17 protein-coding genes are annotated in these 22916 nt (G+C 39.6%); 1 reads left to right on the forward strand and 16 read right to left on the reverse strand.

Annotation, left to right across the window (positions count from 1 at the left end):
* Nucleotides 1-15 precede the first annotated feature (15 nt).
* The 6 genes from priA to NSS60_RS09540 form a co-directional block, all read right to left on the reverse strand.
* Entirely contained in the window at nucleotides 16-2430 is a 2415-nt protein-coding gene (gene priA / locus NSS60_RS09515; RefSeq protein ID WP_004891141.1) for a primosomal protein N', read from the reverse strand.
* Nucleotides 2427-3629, reverse strand: a complete 1203-nt coding sequence (gene coaBC / locus NSS60_RS09520; protein WP_004891143.1) for a bifunctional phosphopantothenoylcysteine decarboxylase/phosphopantothenate--cysteine ligase CoaBC — start codon at nucleotides 3627-3629, stop codon at nucleotides 2427-2429. Before coaBC ends, priA begins: the two co-directional genes overlap by 4 nt.
* A gap of 69 nt (nucleotides 3630-3698) precedes the next feature.
* Nucleotides 3699-3908, reverse strand: a complete 210-nt coding sequence (gene rpoZ, locus NSS60_RS09525; protein WP_003395016.1) for a DNA-directed RNA polymerase subunit omega — start codon at nucleotides 3906-3908, stop codon at nucleotides 3699-3701.
* Between the two features lies 1 nt (nucleotide 3909).
* A complete protein-coding gene (gene gmk, locus NSS60_RS09530; RefSeq protein WP_004891145.1) occupies nucleotides 3910-4524 on the reverse strand; it encodes a guanylate kinase in 615 nt (204 codons plus the stop codon).
* A gap of 30 nt (nucleotides 4525-4554) precedes the next feature.
* The gene (locus tag NSS60_RS09535; RefSeq protein ID WP_088223365.1) at nucleotides 4555-5433 is read right to left on the reverse strand and encodes a YicC/YloC family endoribonuclease; all 879 of its coding nucleotides are present in this window, start codon (nucleotides 5431-5433) and stop codon (nucleotides 4555-4557) included.
* A 108-nt stretch (nucleotides 5434-5541) separates the two neighbouring features.
* Nucleotides 5542-8211: a calcium-transporting P-type ATPase, PMR1-type gene (locus NSS60_RS09540; protein ID WP_004891148.1), complete on the reverse strand. Its 2670-nt coding sequence runs from the start codon at nucleotides 8209-8211 to the stop codon at nucleotides 5542-5544.
* A 100-nt stretch (nucleotides 8212-8311) separates the two neighbouring features.
* On the opposite strand from NSS60_RS09540, the gene NSS60_RS09545 reads away from it, so the two are divergent.
* Complete coding sequence (locus NSS60_RS09545) at nucleotides 8312-10021, forward strand: Rqc2 family fibronectin-binding protein (protein ID WP_004891150.1); 1710 nt, start codon at nucleotides 8312-8314, stop codon at nucleotides 10019-10021.
* A gap of 109 nt (nucleotides 10022-10130) precedes the next feature.
* On the opposite strand, the gene NSS60_RS09550 is transcribed toward NSS60_RS09545, so the two are convergent.
* The 10 genes from NSS60_RS09550 to NSS60_RS09595 form a co-directional block, all read right to left on the reverse strand.
* Nucleotides 10131-11176 (reverse strand): IS630-like element ISBs2 family transposase gene (locus NSS60_RS09550; RefSeq protein ID WP_088223366.1). Its coding sequence is split into 2 segments (ribosomal slippage): nucleotides 10131-10670 and nucleotides 10673-11176, totalling 1044 coding nucleotides; the frame shifts between segments, so codons are not numbered across the junction.
* 140 nt (nucleotides 11177-11316) lie between these two features.
* Nucleotides 11317-11745: an SMI1/KNR4 family protein gene (locus NSS60_RS09555; RefSeq protein ID WP_051035087.1), complete on the reverse strand. Its 429-nt coding sequence runs from the start codon at nucleotides 11743-11745 to the stop codon at nucleotides 11317-11319.
* A 25-nt stretch (nucleotides 11746-11770) separates the two neighbouring features.
* Nucleotides 11771-12466, reverse strand: a complete 696-nt coding sequence (locus NSS60_RS09560; RefSeq protein ID WP_004891153.1) for an HNH endonuclease — start codon at nucleotides 12464-12466, stop codon at nucleotides 11771-11773.
* Nucleotides 12463-15609, reverse strand: a complete 3147-nt coding sequence (locus NSS60_RS09565; protein ID WP_004891156.1) for an ATP-binding protein — start codon at nucleotides 15607-15609, stop codon at nucleotides 12463-12465. The genes NSS60_RS09560 and NSS60_RS09565 overlap by 4 nt, the downstream gene beginning before the upstream one ends.
* 249 nt (nucleotides 15610-15858) lie before the next feature.
* Nucleotides 15859-16323, reverse strand: a complete 465-nt coding sequence (locus NSS60_RS09570; protein ID WP_004891157.1) for a hypothetical protein — start codon at nucleotides 16321-16323, stop codon at nucleotides 15859-15861.
* A 22-nt stretch (nucleotides 16324-16345) separates the two neighbouring features.
* Nucleotides 16346-18595 carry a dynamin family protein gene (locus NSS60_RS09575; protein ID WP_340720799.1) on the reverse strand — a complete coding sequence of 750 codons (2250 nt, stop codon included), beginning with the start codon at nucleotides 18593-18595 and terminating at the stop codon, nucleotides 16346-16348.
* A gap of 20 nt (nucleotides 18596-18615) precedes the next feature.
* Entirely contained in the window at nucleotides 18616-20043 is a 1428-nt protein-coding gene (locus NSS60_RS09580) for a dynamin family protein (protein ID WP_230456200.1), read from the reverse strand.
* Nucleotides 20044-20446: 403 nt separating this feature from the next.
* Nucleotides 20447-21280: a DUF4352 domain-containing protein gene (locus tag NSS60_RS09585; protein ID WP_340720800.1), complete on the reverse strand. Its 834-nt coding sequence runs from the start codon at nucleotides 21278-21280 to the stop codon at nucleotides 20447-20449.
* 88 nt (nucleotides 21281-21368) lie between these two features.
* Complete coding sequence (locus NSS60_RS09590; protein ID WP_340720801.1) at nucleotides 21369-21839, reverse strand: hypothetical protein; 471 nt, start codon at nucleotides 21837-21839, stop codon at nucleotides 21369-21371.
* 26 nt (nucleotides 21840-21865) lie between these two features.
* Nucleotides 21866-22900 (reverse strand): hypothetical protein, encoded by a 1035-nt coding sequence (locus tag NSS60_RS09595; protein WP_340720802.1) that lies wholly within the window; start codon nucleotides 22898-22900, stop codon nucleotides 21866-21868.
* Nucleotides 22901-22916 lie beyond the last annotated feature (16 nt).

Genomic DNA, 22916 nt, shown 5'->3' on the forward strand with positions numbered 1-22916 from the left:
TGGTTCCTCCCTTATTTACATCATCATATATGGATTTAAATCGATCGTAATCGTCACATCGCCGCGCGCCATGTCGCGCTGATAATGTTCGACAATCGCGCGAAGCGCTGTCGTTAAGTTCGTTTCCCGCTTGTATTTTATCATGCATTGGTAACGATATCTATCGTTCATGCGTGCAATTGGCGAAGCAACAGGTCCTAACACGACCGCTTCAGCTGACAAATGTTTTTTCACATGTGCAGCGATTTTTTCAGCGATGCTTATTCCTTTTAGCGCATCGACATGGGATACGGTAATGAGCGTTAAATAGTAAAACGGTGGATATCCATGTTTTTTTCTGTTCATCATTTCGCGCTCATAAAATGCTTCGAAGTGATGATCGGCTGCTAGTTGAATGCTGTAATGTTCGGGCGTATACGTTTGAATAACGACTTCTCCCGGCAAATGATGCCGCCCCGCTCGGCCACTCACTTGCGTCAACAGTTGAAACGTTTTTTCGGCCGCCCGAAAGTCAGGGACATGAAGCATCGTGTCTGCCGCTAATACGCCAACTAATGTGACGTTCGCAAAGTCAAGCCCTTTCGCTATCATTTGCGTGCCGAGTAAAATGTCCGCTTTTCCGTCGCCAAACTCGTTTAACAGCCGTTCATGTGCTCCTTTTCGGCTCGTTGTATCGACATCCATGCGAATGACGCGAGCATGAGGGAGAAGTTTAGTTAATTCTTCTTCCACCTTTTGTGTTCCTGTTCCGAAAAAACGAATATGTTCGCTTTGACAAGCAGGACAATGGGCAGACATGCGCTGTTCGTATCCACAATAATGGCATTTCAGTTGCTGCTGCACGCGATGATACGTAAGCGAAATATCGCAATGTGGACATTGAATGACGTGACCGCAATCGCGACACATGACAAAAGATGAATAACCACGACGATTTAAAAACAAAACAGACTGCTCCCCTTTTTGTAGCCGCTCCGTTAATTTTTCATATAAAAGACGAGAAAACATGGAACGGTTTCCTGCGCGCAGTTCTTCACGCATATCAACAATCTCAACAGGTGGGAGCGCATGATCATTCATTCGTTTCGTTAACGTCACTTGCTTATATACCCCTTTTTTCGCACGCGCAAACGATTCAAGTGATGGCGTAGCGCTGCCGAGCACAACCGGACAACGATGGTAACGACCACGAAAAATAGCCACATCGCGCGCATGATATCGAGGCGATTCTTCTTGTTTGTAGCTCGTTTCATGTTCTTCATCAATAATGATGATGCCGATGTTTTCAAATGGGGCGAAAATGGCAGAGCGAGCGCCAACGACAAGTTTCACTTCTTTTCGTTGAATTTTCCGCCATTCATCATACTTTTCTCCGAGTGATAATCCACTATGAAGAACGGCTACTTTGGAGCCGAATCGCTCTTTAAACCGTCTGACCATTTGAGGCGTAAGCGAAATTTCAGGGACGAGCACAATCGCCTCTTTCCCTTTTTTTAAAACGAGATCGATCGCTTGCATATACACTTCCGTTTTTCCGCTCCCGGTAACACCGTACATTAAAAAAACATCGTGCACGTTTTGTTCAATGGCTTGTCCGATCGCTTGTAACGCTTGATGTTGTTCATCTGTTAAGACGAATGGTTTTGTTTTTGAAAATGAGCGATTGGAGTACGGATCTCGATATATTTCTTTCTCTTTCACAGCGACAAGTTGTTTTTTAATGAGTGTTTGAACAGTTGCCCATGTGCTATTTGTTTCGCTCAACAGCTGTTTTAAAGGCAAAGCTCGTGCTGTCAACAAATGTTCGAGCACTTGCTTTTGTTTCATTGCGCGCGTTGAAAGTGATGCAAGTGCATGGGTGACGTGTTCGTCATTTGCACATAATTCGACCCATTTTTCTGTTTTTATTTTTCCTTTTTCTTCAACTCGATAAACGACTTCAATATGACCTTTTGCAATTTCTTTTTGTAATAGGCGCACATATGGCGTTTGCTCAACCTCGCTCCATGGGATGGTGAGACGATCACGAAACAGCGCGCGCACGTTTTCGTGGACGAGGGGCATATGTTGTTCGATGAGTCGAATATCTTTCTCATATTTCGCTTTCATCGCCGCAGGTAACATCGCTTGAAAGGCAGATACCATAAAACAAAGTGTCGTTTCGGTTAGCCACCTCCCTAATTGAAGTAATTCCTCGTTTAATACAGGAACGACATCAAGAAGGGAATGAATTGGCTTTAGTTGCTCGATGGGCATATCGGTCGTTTCTTTTACTTCGATGACAAATCCTTGTAAAAGTCTATTGCCAAATGGCACGACGACGCGCATGCCTGGTTGTACGATATCGACAAACTTAGGCGGGATGATATAATCAAACGGGCGATCCGTTTGACTCGCTGGAATATCAACAATGACAGAAGCAATCGTCATAAGCGTCCCTCAATTTCACGATGAACTTCACGCAAAATTTCTTTTGCCACTTCCGACTTTGGTAAAAGCGGAAGGCTTTTCACTGTTCCGTCCCGTTTAAACAGTGTCACAATATTTGTATCCGTTCCGAATCCCGCCCCTTCTTGTACGACGTTATTAGCGACAATCATATCGGCGTTTTTGCGCGCAAGCTTATCTTTGGCATATTGTTCGACATCGTTCGTCTCTGCCGCAAAGCCGACTAAAAATTGATGCGTTTTTTGTTCACCGAGCGTTTGTAAAATGTCGATCGTTCGTTCCAAAACAACGGTATAGTCCCCTTGTTGCTTTTTTATTTTATTGTCAGCGACGTATTTTGGGCGATAATCAGCAACGGCGGCTGTTTTAATGACGATGTCGCTATGATGAAAATGTTTCATCACTTCTTCATACATGTCTTGCGCACTTTCAACGCGAATCATTTGTACACCCGGAGGGCTAGGAAGCGCCGTCGGACCAGAAATAAGAACGACATTCGCTCCAAAATCACGTGCGGCTTCTGCAAGTGCATAGCCCATTTTTCCTGTCGAATGATTGCTGAAAAAGCGAACAGGGTCAAGTTTTTCACGCGTTGGACCAGCGGTTACTAACACTTTTTTTCCTTTTAATATGTGATTTGTTGCAAAATGTTGTTCAAGCAACGTAACGATCGTTTCCGGTTCTTCTAATCGTCCTTTTCCAACATAGCCGCACGCAAGCATCCCTTCGGCTGGTTCAATGAAGCGATAACCGAACGACTGCAACGTGCGCATATTTTGTTGGACGGCTGGGTGTTCGTACATATGGACGTTCATCGCTGGTGCAAGCCACACCGGTGCTTTTGTCGCAAGCAAAATCGTTGTCACCATATTGTCAGCTAAACCGTGTGCGAGCTTTGCGATCGTGTTTGCAGTCGCAGGGGCAACGAGTACGACATGTGCCCAATCAGCTAAATCAATGTGTGCAATGACGTTTGGCTTTTTTTCATCAAATGTATCGACGTACACCTCATTTTTTGATAACGCTTGAAACGTAAGCGGTGTGACGAATTGACAAGCAGCTTCCGTCATAACGACTTTGACGTTCGCCCCCGCTTGTACAAGTTTGCTTGTGAGCGCTGCTGCTTTATACACCGCAATGCCACCGGTAACACATAATAAAATGTTTTTTTGCTCAAGCATCAACGTTGCCCCTTTCGTTTTGATATTTGTAAAAAAATAACAACCTAAAACTAGGTTGTCGTAAGTAGGTTATTGCGTTGCTTCTTCTTCGCTAACGACTTCAATATGACCCGCCGCAATTTCTTCTAACGCTTTGCCGACAAATTTTTTCGACACAGGTTTTTCGATTGTTAAATCGTTTTTGACTTGCAATTGACGGGCGCGTTTCGCCGCCACGGTCACAAGCGTATATTTTGAATCTAATTTTGTCATAAGTAAATCAATGGAAGGGTACAACATATTACTCAACCTCCAACATCTTTTTGTATCGTTGTGCGACGCGTTCGCGTCGGCAATGCTCTGCCATCACAATCGCTCTAATGCGTTCACACGCAAGCTCGACTTGGTCGTTTTCGACGACGTAATCGTACGCATCCATCATTTCTAGTTCTTCTTTTGCCGCCTTTAACCGATCGCGAATGAGTTCTTCCGATTCAGTTCCGCGCATTTCGATTCGTTTTCGCAATTCGCTTAAACTTGGCGGGGCTAAGAAAATAAAGAGCGCCTCTGGGAACACTTTGCGAACTTGCATCGCTCCTTGCACTTCAATTTCTAAAAAGACGTCTTTTCCTTCTTGCAACGTTTTTTCCACGTACTCAATTGGCGTGCCGTAGTAATTTCCGACATATTCGGCCCATTCTAACAATTCATTTTGGCGAATCATTTGTTCAAACTGTTCTCGCGTTTTGAAAAAGTAATCAACGCCATCCACTTCACCTTCGCGCGGTTTGCGCGTTGTGACGGAAATGGAATATTGTAATTGAATGTCTGGCTGTGAAAATAAAGCTTTACGCACCGTCCCTTTTCCGACACCGGACGGTCCTGATAAAACGATTAATAAACCTCGCTCTTTCACGTTGATCCCTACCCTTCTGTAATAAACAAACTACTCCACATTTTGCACTTGTTCTTTAATTTTTTCAAGGGCGCTTTTCATGTTAACAACTTCCGAAGCAATGTGGCTATCGTTTGCTTTAGCACCGATCGTATTCGTTTCGCGATGGAGCTCTTGAACGAGAAAGTCGAGCTTTCGTCCGACAGATCCTCCTTCGGAAACGATGCGACGGAATTGCTCGATATGGCTATATATGCGTTTTAATTCTTCATTAATGTCGACTTTTTCTGCAAATAAAGCGACTTCTGTTAATAGCCGTTGTTCGTCGACGATACCTTGTACAAACTCGTGCATTCGCTTATGTATGCGATCGCGGTAAGAAGCGACGACCGTTGGCGCAAGTTGTTCAATGCGACGTGCACTTTTTTCAATCGTTTCCAATTGCGTCAGCATATCTGCTAATAGCGCTTTTCCTTCTTGTTCGCGCATATATTTCAGTTGCTCCACCGCTTCTTTTGTCGCTTCTAAAAGCAAAGAAAGAAGCGCATCGTTTTGTAACGGCTGTTCTGTCATTTCCACCGCATCTGATAGCATGTATACAACATCTCGAAGCGATACATCGTCTTTCAAATGAAACCGGCTGCGCACATCAGTCAGCATCCGATAATACGCATCGACAAGCTGCCAGTCAACGTGTAGCGTTCGTTCAACGAGCTGTTCCCCTTCAATCGTCACAAACACCTCAACACGTCCACGTGCAATATGTTCTGTAATTACCCTTTTTATTTTATCTTCAAACATCATCCACTGTCTAGGCATGCGGATCGAAATTTCACAAAAACGGTGATTGACGGATTTCATTTCCACCGTAACGCGTACGTTTTCGCCTTCTTTTTTCCCTCGGCCAAATCCTGTCATACTGACGATCATGTTCTCACATCCATTGTACATATGAAATATCGACAACAAAAGAAGGTAATAGATTCACTCCATTACCTTCTCTTATTATAGCACATATCACTATATAGCGAAAACATTTCATGAACGGCGACGCGCAAATAGCGAACCTGCCAGTAAAAACGTCGGAATAGCCGATAAGCCGATAATAAGCAACCAATCGGTAACCGGTAGCGAAACGGTATGGAAAATTGGTTGTAGCGGCGGATAATAAATGACAACAAGTAACAGTAGAAGCGACGACAAAACCGCAAGCACTAAATACATATTTTCAAATGGGTTGCGGTCAAACACCGATCGTTCGCTTCGACAATCAAAAACGTGAATGAGCTGAGCGAGCACGAGCGTTGCGAAGGCGACCGTCTGCGCATACGTTAAGTTTTCCGGATGTCGCGTATGCACAACGAGAAACGCGATAAGCGTCACCATACCGATAAGAAAGCCACGGCTAACAATTTTCCAACCGAGCCCGCGCGCAAACACCCCTTCTTTCGGATGGCGTGGCGGCCGTTTCATGACGTTTTCTTCTGCAGGGTCTAATCCGAGCGCCATGGCAGGCAATCCATCTGTCACAAGATTGACCCATAAAATTTGAATCGGTACAAGCGGGAGTGGAAGAGCTAAAATCATCGCAAATAACATGACTAAAATTTCTCCGACGTTTGATGCAAGCAAATAGCGAATAAATTTACGAATGTTTTCGTAAATGTTTCGCCCTTCTTCAATGGCAGCTTTAATGGTCGCAAAGTTATCGTCTAACAAAACGAGGGAAGCCGCTTCTTTTGAGACGTCCGTTCCTGTGATCCCCATCGCAATGCCAATGTTTGCTGTTTTAATAGCCGGGGCATCGTTGACGCCATCGCCTGTCATTGCGACAATATGCCCTCTTTTTTGCAACGCTTGTACGATTTTTAATTTATGTTCTGGCGATACGCGCGCAAAAACATACACATCCTCTACAACGTCTTCTAACTCATCGACAGTGAGTTGCGATAACGTCTTTCCGTCCATTACTTTTCCGTTTGGCGGCAACATGTGAAGTTGCTGGGCGATCGCTTTCGCGGTTAAAATATGGTCGCCTGTAATCATCACCGTTTTAATGCCTGCTTTTTTACATTCGGCTATCGCTTGTTTCACTTCTTTTCGCGGTGGGTCGATCATTCCTTGTAAACCGATGAACGTTAAGTCGCTTTCTGCTTTCGTTTCATCGTTGATCGCTTCGGCGAATGAAAGCGGACGATACGCGATCGCAATCGTTCGAAGCGCCTGTGAGGCGAGCGTATTGACCGTTTGTTGCACCGTTTTTCGTTCTTGGTCATGCAACGGTTTCGCTTGACCGTTCATGTATAGGAAACGGCATCGTTCGAGCAACATATCTGGTGCTCCTTTTGTCACGATAAAGCGCCGATTCGAACGATCTTTCACGATGACGGTCATCATTTTGCGCGTCGAATCAAATGGAAATTCATGTTCAATCGTAAACTCATTAGCGATTTTGTCTTTCGTCCATCCGGCTTTCGCAGCAGCTACAACGAGCGCCCCTTCTGTCGGATCGCCGTCAATCATATATGTTTTTCCTTTTTTCTTCAGCTCGGCATGATTGCACAACGCCCCGAACAGTAACAGTTGTTGCAACGATGTGTCTATTTTTTCTTGTTTCCCGTTCAACAAAAACGTTCCTTTTGGTTCATAGCCCGTCCCGCTGACCGTCCATAATCGGTTATTTACCCATACGTGTGTGACGGTCATTTGATTTTCTGTCATCGTTCCTGTTTTATCGGAACAAATGACGGACGCGCACCCGAGCGTTTCAACGGCCGGAAGTTTGCGCACGATGGCGTTTCGTTTCATCATTCGCTGCACACCGAGCGCTAATACGACGGTGACAATAGCTGGTAATCCTTCAGGAATCGCCGCAACCGCAAGCGACACGCCTGCCAAAAACATGTCATACAGTTCATGTCCTTGCCATACACCAAGCACAACAACGAGCGCTGTGAGCGCTAAAGCGATGACAATTAAAATTTTTCCGAGTTGTTCAAGCTTTCGCTGTAATGGTGTCATCATCGTTGGTGCAGACTGCAATAAATGGGCGATTTGTCCCATCGCGGTATTCATCCCTGTCGCTACGACAATACCTGCACCGCTTCCTTTCGTCACGAGCGTGCCCATAAACGCCATATTCGTCCGATCACCTAACGAAACGTCTTGGGGAAGTGGCGCTGTTTGTTTTTCAATCGGAAGCGACTCCCCTGTCAAAGACGATTCTTCAATATATAGTCCCTTCGCTTCAATAAGGCGTACGTCAGCCCCGATACGATCGCCGCTTGCGAATTTCACAATATCACCAACGACAAGGTCGGCAGACGGCACTTTCATCCATTGACCATCACGTAAAACGAGCGATTCTGGGGCGGATAGTTTTTTTAACGCCTCAAGCGACTTTTCCGCTCGCCGCTCTTGTATAAATCCTAGGCATGCGTTAATGATCACAATCGCTACGATGGCGATCGCATCAATGTATTCCCCTAATACGGCAGAAATCGCCGTTGCCGCCAATAAAACGAGCACCATAAAGTCTTGAAACTGCCCGATAAATTGTTTGAACGCAGACGGCTTTTTTTCTTCTGATAGCTCATTTTTTCCAAATTGTTTTAATCGTTTTTTCGCTTCTTTTTCCGTTAATCCGAAACCGATTGTTGTGTTTACTTGTTGTTCGACTTGTTCAACACGCAGTCCGTGCCAGCTCATTTCTTTCCCCCTTCCGCTTATCTTATCTATGACAGCTTATTCAGGCATGTACGAAAAAATGATATGGTATAATGAAAAGAAAAAGAGAAAGGTGTTTTTTATGTCGTTTGACGGAGTATTTACATATGCGATGACAAAAGAATTGCAGCGCACGCTTGTCGGGGGGCGCATTTCAAAAATTTATCAACCGTTTCCACATGAATTAGTACTTCATATTCGTTCGTACGGAAACAACTATAAACTGTTATTATCTGCTCATCCTACTTATGCGCGCATTCATTTAACCAATGAGGTGTACGATCATCCATCAGAGCCGCCGATGTTTTGTATGCTTCTCCGTAAACATATCGAAGGAGGCGTCATCGAAGCGATTACGCAAGTCGATTTTGATCGCATCATCATCATTCACGTGAAAGCAAGAAATGAGCTTGGTGATGTATGTACGAAGCAACTCATTATTGAAATGATGGGCCGCCACAGCAACATCATTCTCGTCGATGCACAGACGAATACAATCATCGACAGCGTCAAACATCTTTCACCTGCTGTGAACCGCTATCGAACGGTGCTGCCGGGGGCGCCTTACATTTCGCCGCCATCACACAACAAACTGAATCCGCTTGATGCGACGGAAGAAACGGTGTTAAAAAAAATCGATTTTCTCGCTGGAAAATTAGCCGATCAACTCGTCGCCACATTTATGGGCATTTCTCCGCTGTTTGCGCGCGAAGCTGTTCATCGGGCAGGGCTAGCTAATCGGACGACGCTACCGAAAAGTTTTATGTCACTCATCGCAGAAGTGCGAAATGAAGCATTTACTCCGTGTATATATCGCGGACAAAAAGAAATATTTTACGCTTTACCTCTTACGCATATGGACGGGGAAGTGCAGTCGTTTGACACATTAAGCGAGATGCTTGACCGCTTTTATTTCGGAAAGGCCGAACGCGACCGTGTCAAACAACAAGCACACGATTTAGAGCGATTTGTCGCGAATGAAAAAGCGAAAAATGAGAAAAAGCTGTTGAAATTAGAAAAAACGTTAGAGGAAGCAAAGCAGGCGGAACAATATCGACTATATGGGGAATTGTTAACCGCAAATCTTTATGCAGTCAAACGCGGAATGAAAGAAGTGGAAGTTGTTAACTATTACGACGAAAATGGTGCAACGGTCACGATTCCACTTGATGAACAAAAAACGCCATCGGAAAACGCGCAAAGCTATTTTCAAAAGTATCAAAAAGCGAAAAACTCGCTTGCGATCGTCCAAGAGCAAATCGAACGCACAAAAGAAGAAATCGTGTATTTCGATACGCTATTGCAGCAGCTAGAAACCGCCTCGTCAAAAGATATTGAGGGCATTCGCGACGAATTAATCGAACAAGGATATTTGCGCGCCAGGGCGACAAAACAGAAAAAACAAAAACCGCGCACGATTGAACTTGAACGCTACATCTCAAGTGACGGAACGGAGATTTTTGTCGGCAAAAACAATAAACAAAACGACTACTTAACAAACAAATTCGCAAGCAAAGACGACATTTGGCTTCATACGAAAGACATTCCGGGTTCGCACGTCGTGATTAAAAGTAAACAACCGTCGGAACAAACGATCATCGAAGCTGCCCATTTAGCCGCCTACTTTAGCAAAGCGCGCCACTCGAGCTCCGTCCCGGTCGACTACACGCGCGTCCGCTACGTTAAAAAACCGAGCGGTGCCAAACCGGGCTTTGTCATTTACGAAAACCAACAGACCGTTTACGTCACACCGGATGAGGAGTTAGTTGTGAGGATGAAAAAACCCGTCTGACAATGGGCAGGCGGGTTTTTGCTTTTTCTCCATATTTTTCATATTTCACAAAGTCCAGTTATTTACCCGAAATGAATTTTTCATAATCTATATAAGTTGAATTAAAGATTTACAACTGAACACACAAACGATCGATCGTTTGTTCTGGTTTCTGGTTGATTCGCTGAATAAAGGCTTGGACATTCTTTCTAATTTCTTGCACACTCGAATAGAACACGTTGTAAATCACGTCTGATTTCAGCCATTTCCATAGCCCTTCAATCAAGTTCAATTGCGGACTGTATGGTGGCAAAAAGACGAGCTCTAACCGATCTTCGTGTTCTTTTAAAAATGGCTGAATGAGTTTGGCATGGTGAATTCGAGCGTTATCTAAAATCATCACTATTTTGCCTGTGGGATAGCGTTCTAACACAAGTTGAAGAAATCGAAGAAATGTTTCCGCGTCATAGCGTTCTTCTTCGATGCAAAACACTTCCCCTGTTTCGTAGTTCAACGTGCCAATCAGCTTCAGCCCTTGATGTTTTCCAAACGTCGGAATGATTCGTTGTTTTCCTTTGACAAACCATGTTTTTTGAATCGCTTGGTAATCACGAATCATCGACTCATCTTGAAAGAGGACATGGGCGATGTTCCCATCTACCAGTTTTTTTTTACTTCAGGGAAGGTGATTTCGACGAATTCTTTTTGTTTCTCTTCATCGGCATTGGCTAGTGTATAGGTCGGTTTCGTATAGCTTAGCCCTAACCGATGCAGAATGTCACTTGTTCCGCGAAGCGTGTATGTTGGCCCCCACTTTTGTTGAATGAGTTCAGCGATTATCGCAAGCGTCCAATTATATTTTGCTTCGAATCCCACATCTACGGGGAGCTGATGTTCAATGATCAAAGCCAGCTCTTTTTCCTGCTCAGGGGTCAATCGACGTGGGGCGCCAGGTGAGTATTTCATCTCCAGTCCATCAAGACCGCGCTGGGCGTAGGCATGAATATAGTTATAAATAGTTTTCTTGGATCGACCAATAATCGTTGCGATTTCTCCTTTGGTATATCCCTGCAAATGAAGACAAATCGCTTGGTAGCGTTCATATGCTCGTTTACTTTTTGCTTCTTTCATGGCAGTGGACAACTTTTCGATCTCGTCTTTGTGATTTGGCATCATAGTTTTCTCTCCGTTCCCTTATTTTCTCTTTGTATTTATTCGCCGTGGAACGGGAGAAAACCTTTATTTCAATTTATATAGCACCATAGGGAATTTTATTATCTTTCTCGCCTCTTTAACTTCACTGTTTGCTAAATCATCTATGGTAAATAAAGTTTCGATAAAAAGCTTACAAAACTTTCGCTTACTTTTTCAGCCATATTTTCTTCATGAAGCCATAGGTAAATTGGAGGATTTTTGTGATTTTTACTGTAATCAAAACATAAGTAATTACCACTATCATCATTTGCAAATGGGATAAACTTAGAAGGTAGTCTTCCTGATATCCAATTCATTACATCCAAAATATTTCCCTCATCTTTTTGATGTAAAGATAATAATGATTTAACTGTACGTTCTTTTGTTTTTTCGGTATCGTATACGTTAGGTTTCGGTCTAGCCCCGTTATAATTTAATACAATTTTCTTATATTCTTCTGGAAATTCTATATCAAAATACTTCTCAATATTAGAAATGGTCTCTCTATCAATTGGTGACTTAGTAAATTTCCATTCAATTTGCGGAAACATCTTCATTATCCTCCCTAAATCTTTATTAACGGTGCGGCGAACCTCCACCCCATATATTCCGTCCTCCAGTATGACCTGTTAGAGCATGAATCCTTTCATCAACTAATTGTAATTTCCCGACTTCCTCACTATGATGCCATGTAAATCCATCTGGTGTTTCCCCTTCTTCAATCTGTTCAAGCTGAAGAGCATTAAACCGCTTAGCCAATTCCGGGTTTTGTTGAATCGCTTCTTTAAGTTGTTGATTTGCATAGGAAAATTGCCGGTAATCAGTGTCTAAATACATATTTTCAGGTAATTGCACATCAAAAGTGGGGTCGAATTGCGGAAAAACCCCCTCAATTCTCGTGCCGTCTGTAAGTTCAATTACTTTTGCTTCAAATGGTACACCTGTTTCTGGGTGAACAGTTCCTTCTAAATGATCATTAATTGTCTCTATTCTAGCGATAGGAAAATGTGCTTCATCAATAACCGTATGTCTCTGTCGTTCAGGATATAGTTCTTGTAACTGTTTATCCACTTGTACTTCGCTTAAATCGCCGTTTATACGGTTTAGGTCAATAATATCTTTTTTACTCATTTCTTGTTCATATAAAGGTTTGTCCGCTTCTGCATAGTTTAATACCTCAGTAGCATTCAAATCCTTCACAAATGTCGGGATATCTTTTAATAATGAGCCAATTTCTTTCTTGGCTATTTCTGCTACAAAAACTTCAATCATACTGCACTCTCCCTGCGATAATGTTCAATCCACTTAAAATAAAAATCTTTAAACTCATCATTTTCTTTCGATCGCTCCCGAAGGATACATTGAATAAATACCTTCTCGTATGCATCGTTTTCTTGTAAGTCAACATATCTCTTCAATGCTAAACTTACACGTTCGTTCCATTCATTAAAATCTTTAGAACTTCTTGCAAATCGCAATAATTTTTCTACTGGCACAAAAAGAGCAGCAAGATGCGCCAATTCCTCAAAACGATTTGTTTCCCATAGACTCATTGCTCCCTTTTCTATATATTGGTACAAATTATCTATTAATATTTGCTTTTCTTTCAAATGAATCTCTTGCTGTTCCAACCATTTTATAAGTGAATGGATATCGAGATGGCTTAAATCGAGTTTTTGTTCTGTAGCTACCCGTCCTTCTAAAAGCAGCTGGATAATATTACTCCGCATTTGCTTATCATTGTCGTTATTGGCATCATTCATATAAATATAAGGTTTCGCGCTTTTAAATTCATCAATCTCACATAGAACAGGTTCAAGCCAGTTATTTTGATAAATAACAGCAACCCCCGTTTTTAATTTTGCTACTTCGTTCATTTGCTGTTCATTCAATGTTGTAGCTTGTCCGACATCTTCACGATCATACCGATCCGGCAGGCGAAGAATGATTTTTGTATTTGTGTTACGTATCACCGATCTATCCAATAGTCCAGGAGCCTGATCGACAATAATAAATCCTTCACCATATGTCCGCATTTCAGCTATGGCATTTGCCAACATTTCAACCGCTTTCCCTTGAAGATTGGCACTTTCTTGAGCTTGATCAAAATTTGTACGTCTTAATAAATGATGGGCTTCCTCTAATACCGTTACGTGTTGTAATTCGTGATTCATAGTTGATGTGAATGACATACGATGTTCTTGTAACCGCATCAATAAAATCCCCATCATTAACGCTTTCGTTTCAGTTGAACCAATACGGCTTAAGTCGATCAAACAGTTTCGATCAAATAGTTTCATATTATCCGTCTCATCGTCAGAGAACATACGCCCAATTAAACCATTTGTTAATGAGTGAACCCTTGTCACTAACGCGCCGGTATAATCGCTTTTCGTATCTTGCGAATAAGCGGAACTATGAATGATTTCCGGCAACGTGTTAAGTAAATCTTTGAATGTTGGAAAAACAGGCTCTTCATAAATATTGATGGATTCCTCTAAGTCCCAACCACATTTCTCATAACTCTGCTCAATTGCTTCTTTTAATATTGCTGGCATGGCGGCATACATCGGCCAACATGCGTTAAAAATTTCAATTAGTCGATCAATGTGCTCCAACACATGAATACCGTTTGGGAAACGAAACGGATTAATTTTTAATAAAGTAGACAACGTTGGATTCGTTCCAAAAACATAAACGTCTTTTCGTCCACCAAATACTTGTTTGTATTCACCTTTAGCAGGTTCAATGACTAGAAAATGTATATTTTCTTTTTCAAGACGATCTAATAAAGTGTAGACTGTGTTAGATTTACCAGATCCTGTAGATCCTGTAATAAATGTGTGCATAGAAAGACTTTGTAGATCAAGAGTGACTTCCGTTTCTTCAGAACGTCCCATATGGAATATTTTACCTAATTTTATTTTTGTTTTCCCATCATCGTTATTATCGTATGTCCAAACATTTCTCCCAAACTCCACTGCTTCAAGAACTGGCAACCCGCTGACCGATTTTCTCGGCAACGCAAAACTAATCGCCAGTTCTCTTCCATTAATGAGCGTCCCCGGAGATACGTAAGGAACGTTTAGCCCATTATTCACTTGCAGGCGAATGAGCGGATGATGCAATTTAGTTAAATACTTCGTAATCATTTCTAATTTTTGTTGATTATCATTATCCCACGTATTAATAACGGAATGTTCAACAGAGGAATTATCTCCTCGCATAATCGATTGATACGTACTTGCAGCCACTTTTGCAGTTTGGGCGTCTTCTGCGACAAAATAACAAGCGCAGTTCCATAAGCCATAGTCTTCTGAGCTTTTTAGACGTTTTAATTGTTCATCGATCTTTTCAAGTAAATTTGTAACCGATTTATTTTCAAACTTAATTTGCAAACTTCTGCTTGTCCCCTCTGTAATCGTTTCTGTCTTACTAGTTGTTGTTGCGTCTGATTTTGATGTCCCTGTCGTTGTCGTTGTTCCTTCTGTATCTGACGTGCTTAACGTTGAACTAATTGTTACTCCTTTCGTTGATGTTCGATTTGTTCCTACTGAGAAAAAGAGAGAAAATCCCGTGTTTCCCCCTTTAGAAACACTCTCATTCCGGGAACTTCCTTCCGTTGAACCTTTTGTATGACTTTGTGTTTTAGCAAGGCTTTCATTAATGGTATTCGTAACACTATTACTGATTCCTTCGGCGACCGCTTTACTATCATTTTCGCTAAAAGAAAGTTCCGTTTGTTGAAATGGGACAAGCTGTGAATATAATGTTTCGTAGCCTTGATAAATTTCAGCGACTGTTTTCGGTTGTACAGGCTCAGCAATAAATATGGCTGAAAATGTCTCACCTTTCATCGAGTCAATTAACTTTTCCAATCCTTGTATATAGCTTTTTTTATCAACATCTTTAAGCGCAGGAATACCTGAGACTGCTGTAATCACTTTATTCAATTCACTTAAGCGTGATTGAAATAAATTTTCTACAACTTTCTCAATTTCACTATTTCGCAAATTACGCAGTTCTGTTCCTGGGAAATGGCCGTTAAAACTTTTTTGCAATCCTTCTTTCGCTTCATTTATGCTTCGCTGTGGATCGATCGAGCGCACTCCAATATATAAATCTACATCCGTTCCTTTACTGTCGAGAATGAGAATAAGAGAACTATTCAAGTTTCCCACCGTATTAAAAATGTTAATAAGCTTTTCTGAAATATCCTCGTTTTGATCATAAACAATTTTGGTGATTTTAAACAAACGAATATGCTGTCTCACTGTTAAACTTTCAATATGAGGTGGTATAGGAACCACCTCATGTGTTGTTAGCTCAGATAAGTAGTTTTTTTCGACAAATTCACTTGCCAACTGAAACGATTGAATAAGGTCGTTTTCCTTTCTGACATCAAGTGAGTTCATAAAAAATTCCCCTTTTAACTATGAATTAGTAATCCCTATTTCGTGAAAAATTCATTAATTCTTTAACCTTTTGAATGTCATCAATGCTCGCATATTCTTCAATTCGTTGCAACAAATCTCTAACTCTTGTTTGCAACATTTCATTTTCTTGACGAAGTTTTTTATTTTCTTTGAATAGTTTCTCATTTTCCTTTTCAAGCCGCTCATTAAGTAGATGATATTTTCGAATCTGTTCTCTTAGTTCATCGTTTATTTCTTTATTAGATAATAAAGTACTGCTGCTGCAGCAGCGATCACCACCGTTCCTGCTGTCAAAAACTTTCCCAAAGGATCTTGTTTCCCTTTTAAAGATTGAGTTGGCTTTACTTTTAAAGTGAAAGAATCAGAAGATCTTATTGTTTGCTCTGCTTCATATACTTTTCTACCAACTTCCAACATATGTTCAAAGCGCTTTTTTGAAAAATTTAATGTTAATTGTGATTGCAGTAATGTGAAGTATTCTTTATCCCATTTTGTGCAGTCATATTCAAAGTCTCTACCGTCATGTTCTTGCCATATATTGATACCGGCAGCTTCTACCTTTCGAACTGCGTTCGCTATTTCTCCATTTCTATCCAGTGGATCTGCCATAATATATGAACCAATAGCATTGCGGATTTTACGAATATTTTTTTCTTGAATTGCTTGTTCTAAAAACGTTTTGGAATTTCCCATACTATTACTCCTTTTTCATAGTTTATATATCAAGAATAGAATCTAATCTTGCAACGAAATTATCGAGCCATTGTTTTTTCTTTTTATTTTCTTCTATTCGCTCCTTCAGTTCATTGCTATGACTAGCTAATTGTTTAATTTCTTGTACACGTGATTTCATCAATTGTTCAAGCTGATTAATTTCAGAAATAAAGTATGCTTTTAGATTATTTTTCTCTCTTTCTGCATAGTCTTTTGTGCTATTAAAATTTTCTTCCAAAGAGAATCTAATAGGTGCTAAAAATTCTTCACGAATTTTCGTTAAATCAACGTATTCCCTATATTCGTATACATCTTCTTCAATATAACTGTCTTCAAACCATGTCCACGGCTTATACCATTTTTTTCGATGATTCTTCACTGTTCGTGTCCCAGCCCATTCCTTCTCTTTATAAGTATAGGAATCTATTAAATCTTCTACATCAGGTAATTCCGATTCAAAAAATTCAACAGGCATCCAGTTTAACACTTTTCCTTCATTGAAGCCGACAATATTTTTAATGTACGTTCGATATTCATCGATATATTTTTGTGCACTGTTACGCAATACATCTATAATGATCTTTTCTAAATCGGTAATTGCATCGCTTTGAAGCGCTTCTATATCTTTTTTTACACCATACAAAATGGCATCCGCTTTATATTTTGGGATTCGTTCATTACGAAATTTATCTGCAATTTCTTGTAACTTTACAAAGATTTTTTGATATACCTTTTCAAAGTATTCATCTACATTAAAATCTAGCTTATTAATTTGCTCTTTAAATTGCTTAGCTTTTTCTCCCTGAGCTAACTCTTTCTCAATGCGCTCCATTTGTCTTTTTATTTCTTGGCGTTTTTCCTCGTCCTTTGCCATTTCTTCTTGGAGGTTTTGCATCATCTGCTCGCGTTCAACAATCTTTTTAAACGAATTTACAGCATTTGTAATTTTCGATGTGACTGCATACTTATCTAAATACTCATTAATCGCTGCTTCAATGGATGGAATTCCAGAATGATACAATGCTTCCGTATACTCATCATTGTTATCTCTTGCTATCATAATTTGATCTGCTATCTTATTCTTTAACGATGGGCTTAAAGGAGCATACTGCTCTAAATGCATAACTGGTTCCTCAATAAATAAATCAATACTATTTAATGTTTTTCTTTGATGTCTAGTTAAATCTAATCCATTTTGATACATTCGAATGACTTTTGCCGTCTCAGCTGATACAGGATAAATATTCGGATTTTCAATTCCATGCTTTTCTAAATATTTTTTGACACGCTCTAAAACGCCACGTAAGTCTTCTCCTTTTTCTGGATCAAATTCATCCGCTTTATTGACGGCAAAAATAAAACGATCTTTTGATTGTTTGCCGCCTACCTTCATTGCCTCTGCAACACTATTTAGCAGAAAATAATCATCATCTGTATGCAGTTGCGTTCCATTTAAAACATATAGGACCATTGGTTTGTCGTCATCTTTAATCACGCGATATGTGTGCTCCCTATGACTACTGTCCACTGAGTTATTAGGACCTGGAGTATCCACGAGCACTAAATTCATTGTCTTTGCCGAGATCGGCGGAATATTTCCTTCCACTTCAATGACAGACACTGTTCGATTATTATTAAAGTCATCCATATCTTCATAAGTTACATTTTCTTTGGACGTAATTTCATTCCCATCAGCATCGTAACAAACAGCTGAAAAAGTGGAACGTTCAGGAACGTTTTTAATTCGAGCGATGGTCGCTGTGCACGCCTCGTTTTTTGAAGGCATTAATTCTTTTCCTAATAGTGCGTTGATTAATGTTGATTTTCCAGAACTCATCGTGGCAATAACAGCGATTTCAAATTCGCTATTTAGCGCTTTATAGAAATTTTCTTTCACTTTTTCGTTACGCAACGATTCGAAAGGACCGCTTTGCATATGTTCAACTAATTTCTTTAATTCTTCCATTTTATCGGCGCTTTCTTTTGCTGGGATATGTTCAATGCGAATAGAAGAAAACTGTTGGCAAGCTTCCCGTAAATCTTCATAGTCAGGCAATGTTCCTTTAAAGCGAATATGTATGCTATCTTCATTTAACTCTTCAATCAATGTAGGCAGCAATTCATGAATCCACACTTGCAATCTTTCATTTTTATACTTGCTTAGCTTTCCGTTTTCCATCACATTTTTCCCATCTATTTCGATGACAGTTTCAACAGTGTATGGATTATATTTCATATACACATCAACCATTGAGTGCTCTTCCCCCTAAATTACATGTAGTTTTTAATTTGATACATTCCTGAGTGCTGTAAAACGGTATAAATACGCTTAATATCATATGGTTTATTTTTTGTTTTCACCTCCCGTTGATCATTCGGAATCTCTGGTCGAAATGCGCAAGGTTCTGTTGCATATTTTGTCAAGTCTTGTGTTTCTTCCGCAAAATAGTCGTAAAAGAAATCGAATTGATTTTGTTCCCTTCTCGTTAAGCTTTCGCCGTTTAAAACTTTTTGACATAGGTTGCTTATATAGGCGGAAAGCAGTATTATGCTAGGGTTTTCAAATCCATTTTGCTTTAAGTATGTTTTTGTGCTCTCCAACAGTTCTTGAAGCGATTCATTTGCCTCTTCATCGATTTCATCGGCTTTGTTTACAATGAATATAATTGGCTTATCGTTATGATTTTCAATATGCTCTTTTACATAGCTAAGCAGCCTTCGATCATCGTCTGTACCAAGCTGGGTAGCGTTCATTAAATAAAAGATTGTATCGTATTGTTCGTTTCGAATCGCTTCCAAAGTAGCCTCCTCATGACGGCGATTCATAGAATTATTCGTTCCAGGTGTATCGATAAATACAACACGATGTTCAAAAGACAATATGGGGGACGTTTTTCCTTCGATTTGCACTCGCTTAACTGTCGAATGTTTATTTAACTCATCAATTTTCCCCATAATGTCATCAGTCACATAATCAAAAGATTCATGTTGATCCCATTGCAAAATGAAATGTTCTACAGAAGGTCGATGAACATATGTAAACAGTTTTGAGGTACATGCTTCATTTTGCGAAGGAAATATCTCTTTTCCTATTAAACTATTTAAAAAAGTTGATTTGCCGGAACTCATCGTTCCCACAATTAAATATCTTTTTTCCACACCCTTTAAAAATTGTGTTTGTTTCTTATATGCATCATAATAAAAATGCAAATGATGAAACTTCTTTCGATTCAAATACGACTTTGCTGCTTCGAAATCTCCTGTTTTTAGCGCATTGACAAAATGAACAATGCACTCTGCATCTTTATTATGAATCTTTAAATGTTGTTTATCGATTACGTCTAATACATAAGGATGATCCATTGATATATATCCATATATTAACAACAAATAATGCGCGAAAAACAAGTATTTGTAGTTATATACATGAAGTTTCGCTTTTTCGAATTTCCATCTTGTCTTTCGAATTTCTTTGATAAATTTTAGACTACTCTGCGAGGTTTGTTCCTTATAAATTTCTTCTATATTGAAACAATGTTCATATAATGTAATGATCGGTTTGCAGTACCTCTGATAATCCACATCTTCTTTTGCATAATGATGCAGCAATATTATATATGCCCTTCGGAGAGCCTTATTTTCATAAAAGATTGGGTGATTTTGATAAGGAAATGAACAAATCATTTTGTAATATTCCAAACTACTTTCTCTCCGAATGCGAACGTTATCCTCTACAGCCAGCATACATCCTATTCTCCTTCGACAAGAAACATGTAAATTAGCAATTTATAGGTATATTTTACTATACATTTAACGATGAAATTTTAGATAAAATTCCTGAAAAGATGACATATATCGACAAGTCTATAAAGCTTATGTATAATTCCTTAACATGCTTTCTATCGTCTTCACGCGAAATTATTCTGGCTTAATCACCATCTTTTTCAACGGCTTTGCCATGGGCAGACGATTTAAGCTTGCAGTGAAGGTTCCAAAAATCGAAACATTATTTTTGTCATTTTGATCGGTGTCTATTACTCTCTGTAAAACAACGGACAGCGAGGGAATGTTGATTTACTCACAATTCCCTCACTTCACCATTTTACTGTTGAGCAATGCTTACTTCGAATTGGAACGGCTCGATATTAATATCATAGTTTTCAGAACTTCCTTCGAAATAAAATTTGATTACTTGTTCATTTGCGTCGATAGCCGGAAAAGGAATGATTGCTTCTACATTTGTTTTTGGTAAAATATCTGTCGGAATTTCAGGATAGCCTGCTTCAAAGTTATCCGCTCTATCAAGTTGTGTATTACCTACTAAAAGCTTTGCATTATTCTCCCAGAAATTAATTTTGGAATTGCTCTGGTTTGAAATCGTAACATACGCTCTTGTTTCATCTTCTGCAATCTCTACTTTATTCAATTTTACGATATAACCATGCTGATTGATTTCTTTATTTACTTCAATAGTTTTAATTGGTTTGGAGAACGCCGTTACATAATCTGCTTTTTCCACTTTTTCTGCATCAATAATTGGAGCAGTAACTTTTCCACCTAGTGCGTTTTCACCTTCAAATGATTCTCTAACAGTTCCAACTACATGAATGATGTCTTCATTTTTCACATCAGTCTTCGGGTCAGCTACAACAATCACATTCTGTTCGCTATTTTTTGGATCAGCAAATGCTTGAATGTAAATTCCGTCATCATCCTTCTCTGGTTCAACAAAAATTTTAGCGTAAAAATCCACTTTAGAGCCCTTATACTTATCTGGGTTAGAAATCATTTTAGTAAATTCTTCTTTTGACAATGGTTCTTTCGATTCTTGTTTTTTGTCGTCATTTTTGCTGCTGGATGATTGTTCGGATGAGCAACCTGTTGTAGCTACAAGTAGCAATACAAATGCAAAAAATAGCGATAAAAGTCTTTTCATGTTTATCGTTTCTCCCTTCGAAAAGTAAAATCCAACTTAAAGATTCCCCATCCAACATGATTTATCCCTAATAGTAGAATTGATAAGCCTACCACTCTAATTTAAGATTATCATACTCGTCTTCTATTTCTTTCATTGCATCAATCAGATCACATAATACCTCTAAATTAAACCATGGGTGATCAATAATTTTACAATCATCATATTTCGTGTATATTTTAAGTACAGGCTTACTTTCAAGCGTATCATAAAATACAAAATCAATATCAGAGTATTGAACACTAAATTTTGAGTGTTTATTTAATGATGACTTTACATATATTCCATCAGTAGATAAAACAAATCCTGATTTACCTTCACCGAAAAAACTATCACTAAATAAGATAATGATATCCCTCCACTTTACTCTGTTATCGCATATCTTTTCAGCTGCTCTACTAAGATATTTAACTGAATACTCATTACTTGGATCGTTTCCCATTGAATAACCACTCCAGATACCAGAACCACTAGTTATTTCTTCCTCTTTTTCAATCATTCTTCGTTTCTTATCGTCCATTTTTATAACCTCCTCAACATTTTAACCTACATACGCTCAATCATCTGTAAATAACGATTTCCATCTTCCAATACTCTATTTGTTGCCTCTTCTAATTCTCCATTTTCCTTTAACAAAGAAGTATCAAGCACAGTCTTTATTGTTTGGGCTAATTGTACGCATCTATATATGTCCTGTTGTTCAGCTAAACTATAATTATTCCAATCAACTCCTCGATTATTAATTGTAACTTTCATTTTAGATACATAATTTACAAAATAAGTATCGAGTTTTTGTAATAACTCCGTGAGCTGATTTGCTCTAATAAATATCCCCTTTAATGCAACCCCAATATTTTTTGCCTGCTCCTTGAATGCCTTGGCTTTATCATAGTTTGCATAAGAATCATTTAACGCTTTACGAGCTTGACTTGCAAAAATACTTCCACCAACTGCAAGTGCTGGTCCTACAACAAGCCCACCTAAAACGATCATTCCTCCCATCATACCAGAACCACCAGCTGTAAGTGCCCCACCACCAAGCCAAGCTAATGTTGCATTTGTAGCAGCTGCTCCCGAAAGAGTTCCAAGTGCTGTACCTGTTGTAGATGTAACAATTAAACCGCCTAAGCCGCTCATAACAGCGCTATATGTACCATAAGCAAGTAATGCACCAGATCCAACAGCGGCAAGACCGTTAACCGCAACTTGCTTGGCTTCAAAAGTAGCTTCTTTTAATTGCCTGAAACTTTCACTCGATGGGTTAAAATTCCTTAACTCGTCAATTCCTTGACTATTTTTTAAATTAATATTCTTAATTTTTTCGAAGCTTGTTACAAAGTCATGCATAGATGTGGTAAGCAATCGTATTTTCTCATGTCCCAGAGCCTCTATAGCTCCTTTTGTCTTATCTTTAGCCATAGCAATAAAGTCTTCTGCTTCTTTAGCTATTGCTTTTGCAGCTTCATTTACTTTTTTGGCTTCATTCATATTTCTTTTGGCCTCAATTCCGTCTTTAAGACCCTTTGCTGCAGTAGATGCTGCAATTCCTCCTAAAATAATTGGTATAAGCGGTAATGGCATAAATATCTACTCCCCT

Origin of the sequence: Anoxybacillus sp. FSL W8-0382 (genome assembly GCF_038003845.1) — a bacterium.
Classification (GTDB): domain Bacteria; phylum Bacillota; class Bacilli; order Bacillales; family Anoxybacillaceae; genus Anoxybacillus; species Anoxybacillus flavithermus_G.

Coding starts and splice junctions, on each gene's coding strand:
- priA (WP_004891141.1), bottom strand. CDS start 2,430: ATGACGATTGCTTCTGTCATTGTTGATATTCCAGCGAGTCAAACGGAT.
- coaBC (WP_004891143.1), bottom strand. CDS start 3,629: ATGCTTGAGCAAAAAAACATTTTATTATGTGTTACCGGTGGCATTGCG.
- rpoZ (WP_003395016.1), bottom strand. CDS start 3,908: ATGTTGTACCCTTCCATTGATTTACTTATGACAAAATTAGATTCAAAA.
- NSS60_RS09535 (WP_088223365.1), bottom strand. CDS start 5,433: ATGATCGTCAGTATGACAGGATTTGGCCGAGGGAAAAAAGAAGGCGAA.
- NSS60_RS09540 (WP_004891148.1), bottom strand. CDS start 8,211: ATGAGCTGGCACGGACTGCGTGTTGAACAAGTCGAACAACAAGTAAAC.
- NSS60_RS09545 (WP_004891150.1), top strand. CDS start 8,312: ATGTCGTTTGACGGAGTATTTACATATGCGATGACAAAAGAATTGCAG.
- NSS60_RS09555 (WP_051035087.1), bottom strand. CDS start 11,745: ATGTTTCCGCAAATTGAATGGAAATTTACTAAGTCACCAATTGATAGA.
- NSS60_RS09560 (WP_004891153.1), bottom strand. CDS start 12,466: ATGATTGAAGTTTTTGTAGCAGAAATAGCCAAGAAAGAAATTGGCTCA.
- NSS60_RS09565 (WP_004891156.1), bottom strand. CDS start 15,609: ATGAACTCACTTGATGTCAGAAAGGAAAACGACCTTATTCAATCGTTT.
- NSS60_RS09570 (WP_004891157.1), bottom strand. CDS start 16,323: ATGGGAAATTCCAAAACGTTTTTAGAACAAGCAATTCAAGAAAAAAAT.
- NSS60_RS09575 (WP_340720799.1), bottom strand. CDS start 18,595: ATGGTTGATGTGTATATGAAATATAATCCATACACTGTTGAAACTGTC.
- NSS60_RS09585 (WP_340720800.1), bottom strand. CDS start 21,280: ATGAAAAGACTTTTATCGCTATTTTTTGCATTTGTATTGCTACTTGTA.
- NSS60_RS09590 (WP_340720801.1), bottom strand. CDS start 21,839: ATGGACGATAAGAAACGAAGAATGATTGAAAAAGAGGAAGAAATAACT.
- NSS60_RS09595 (WP_340720802.1), bottom strand. CDS start 22,900: ATGCCATTACCGCTTATACCAATTATTTTAGGAGGAATTGCAGCATCT.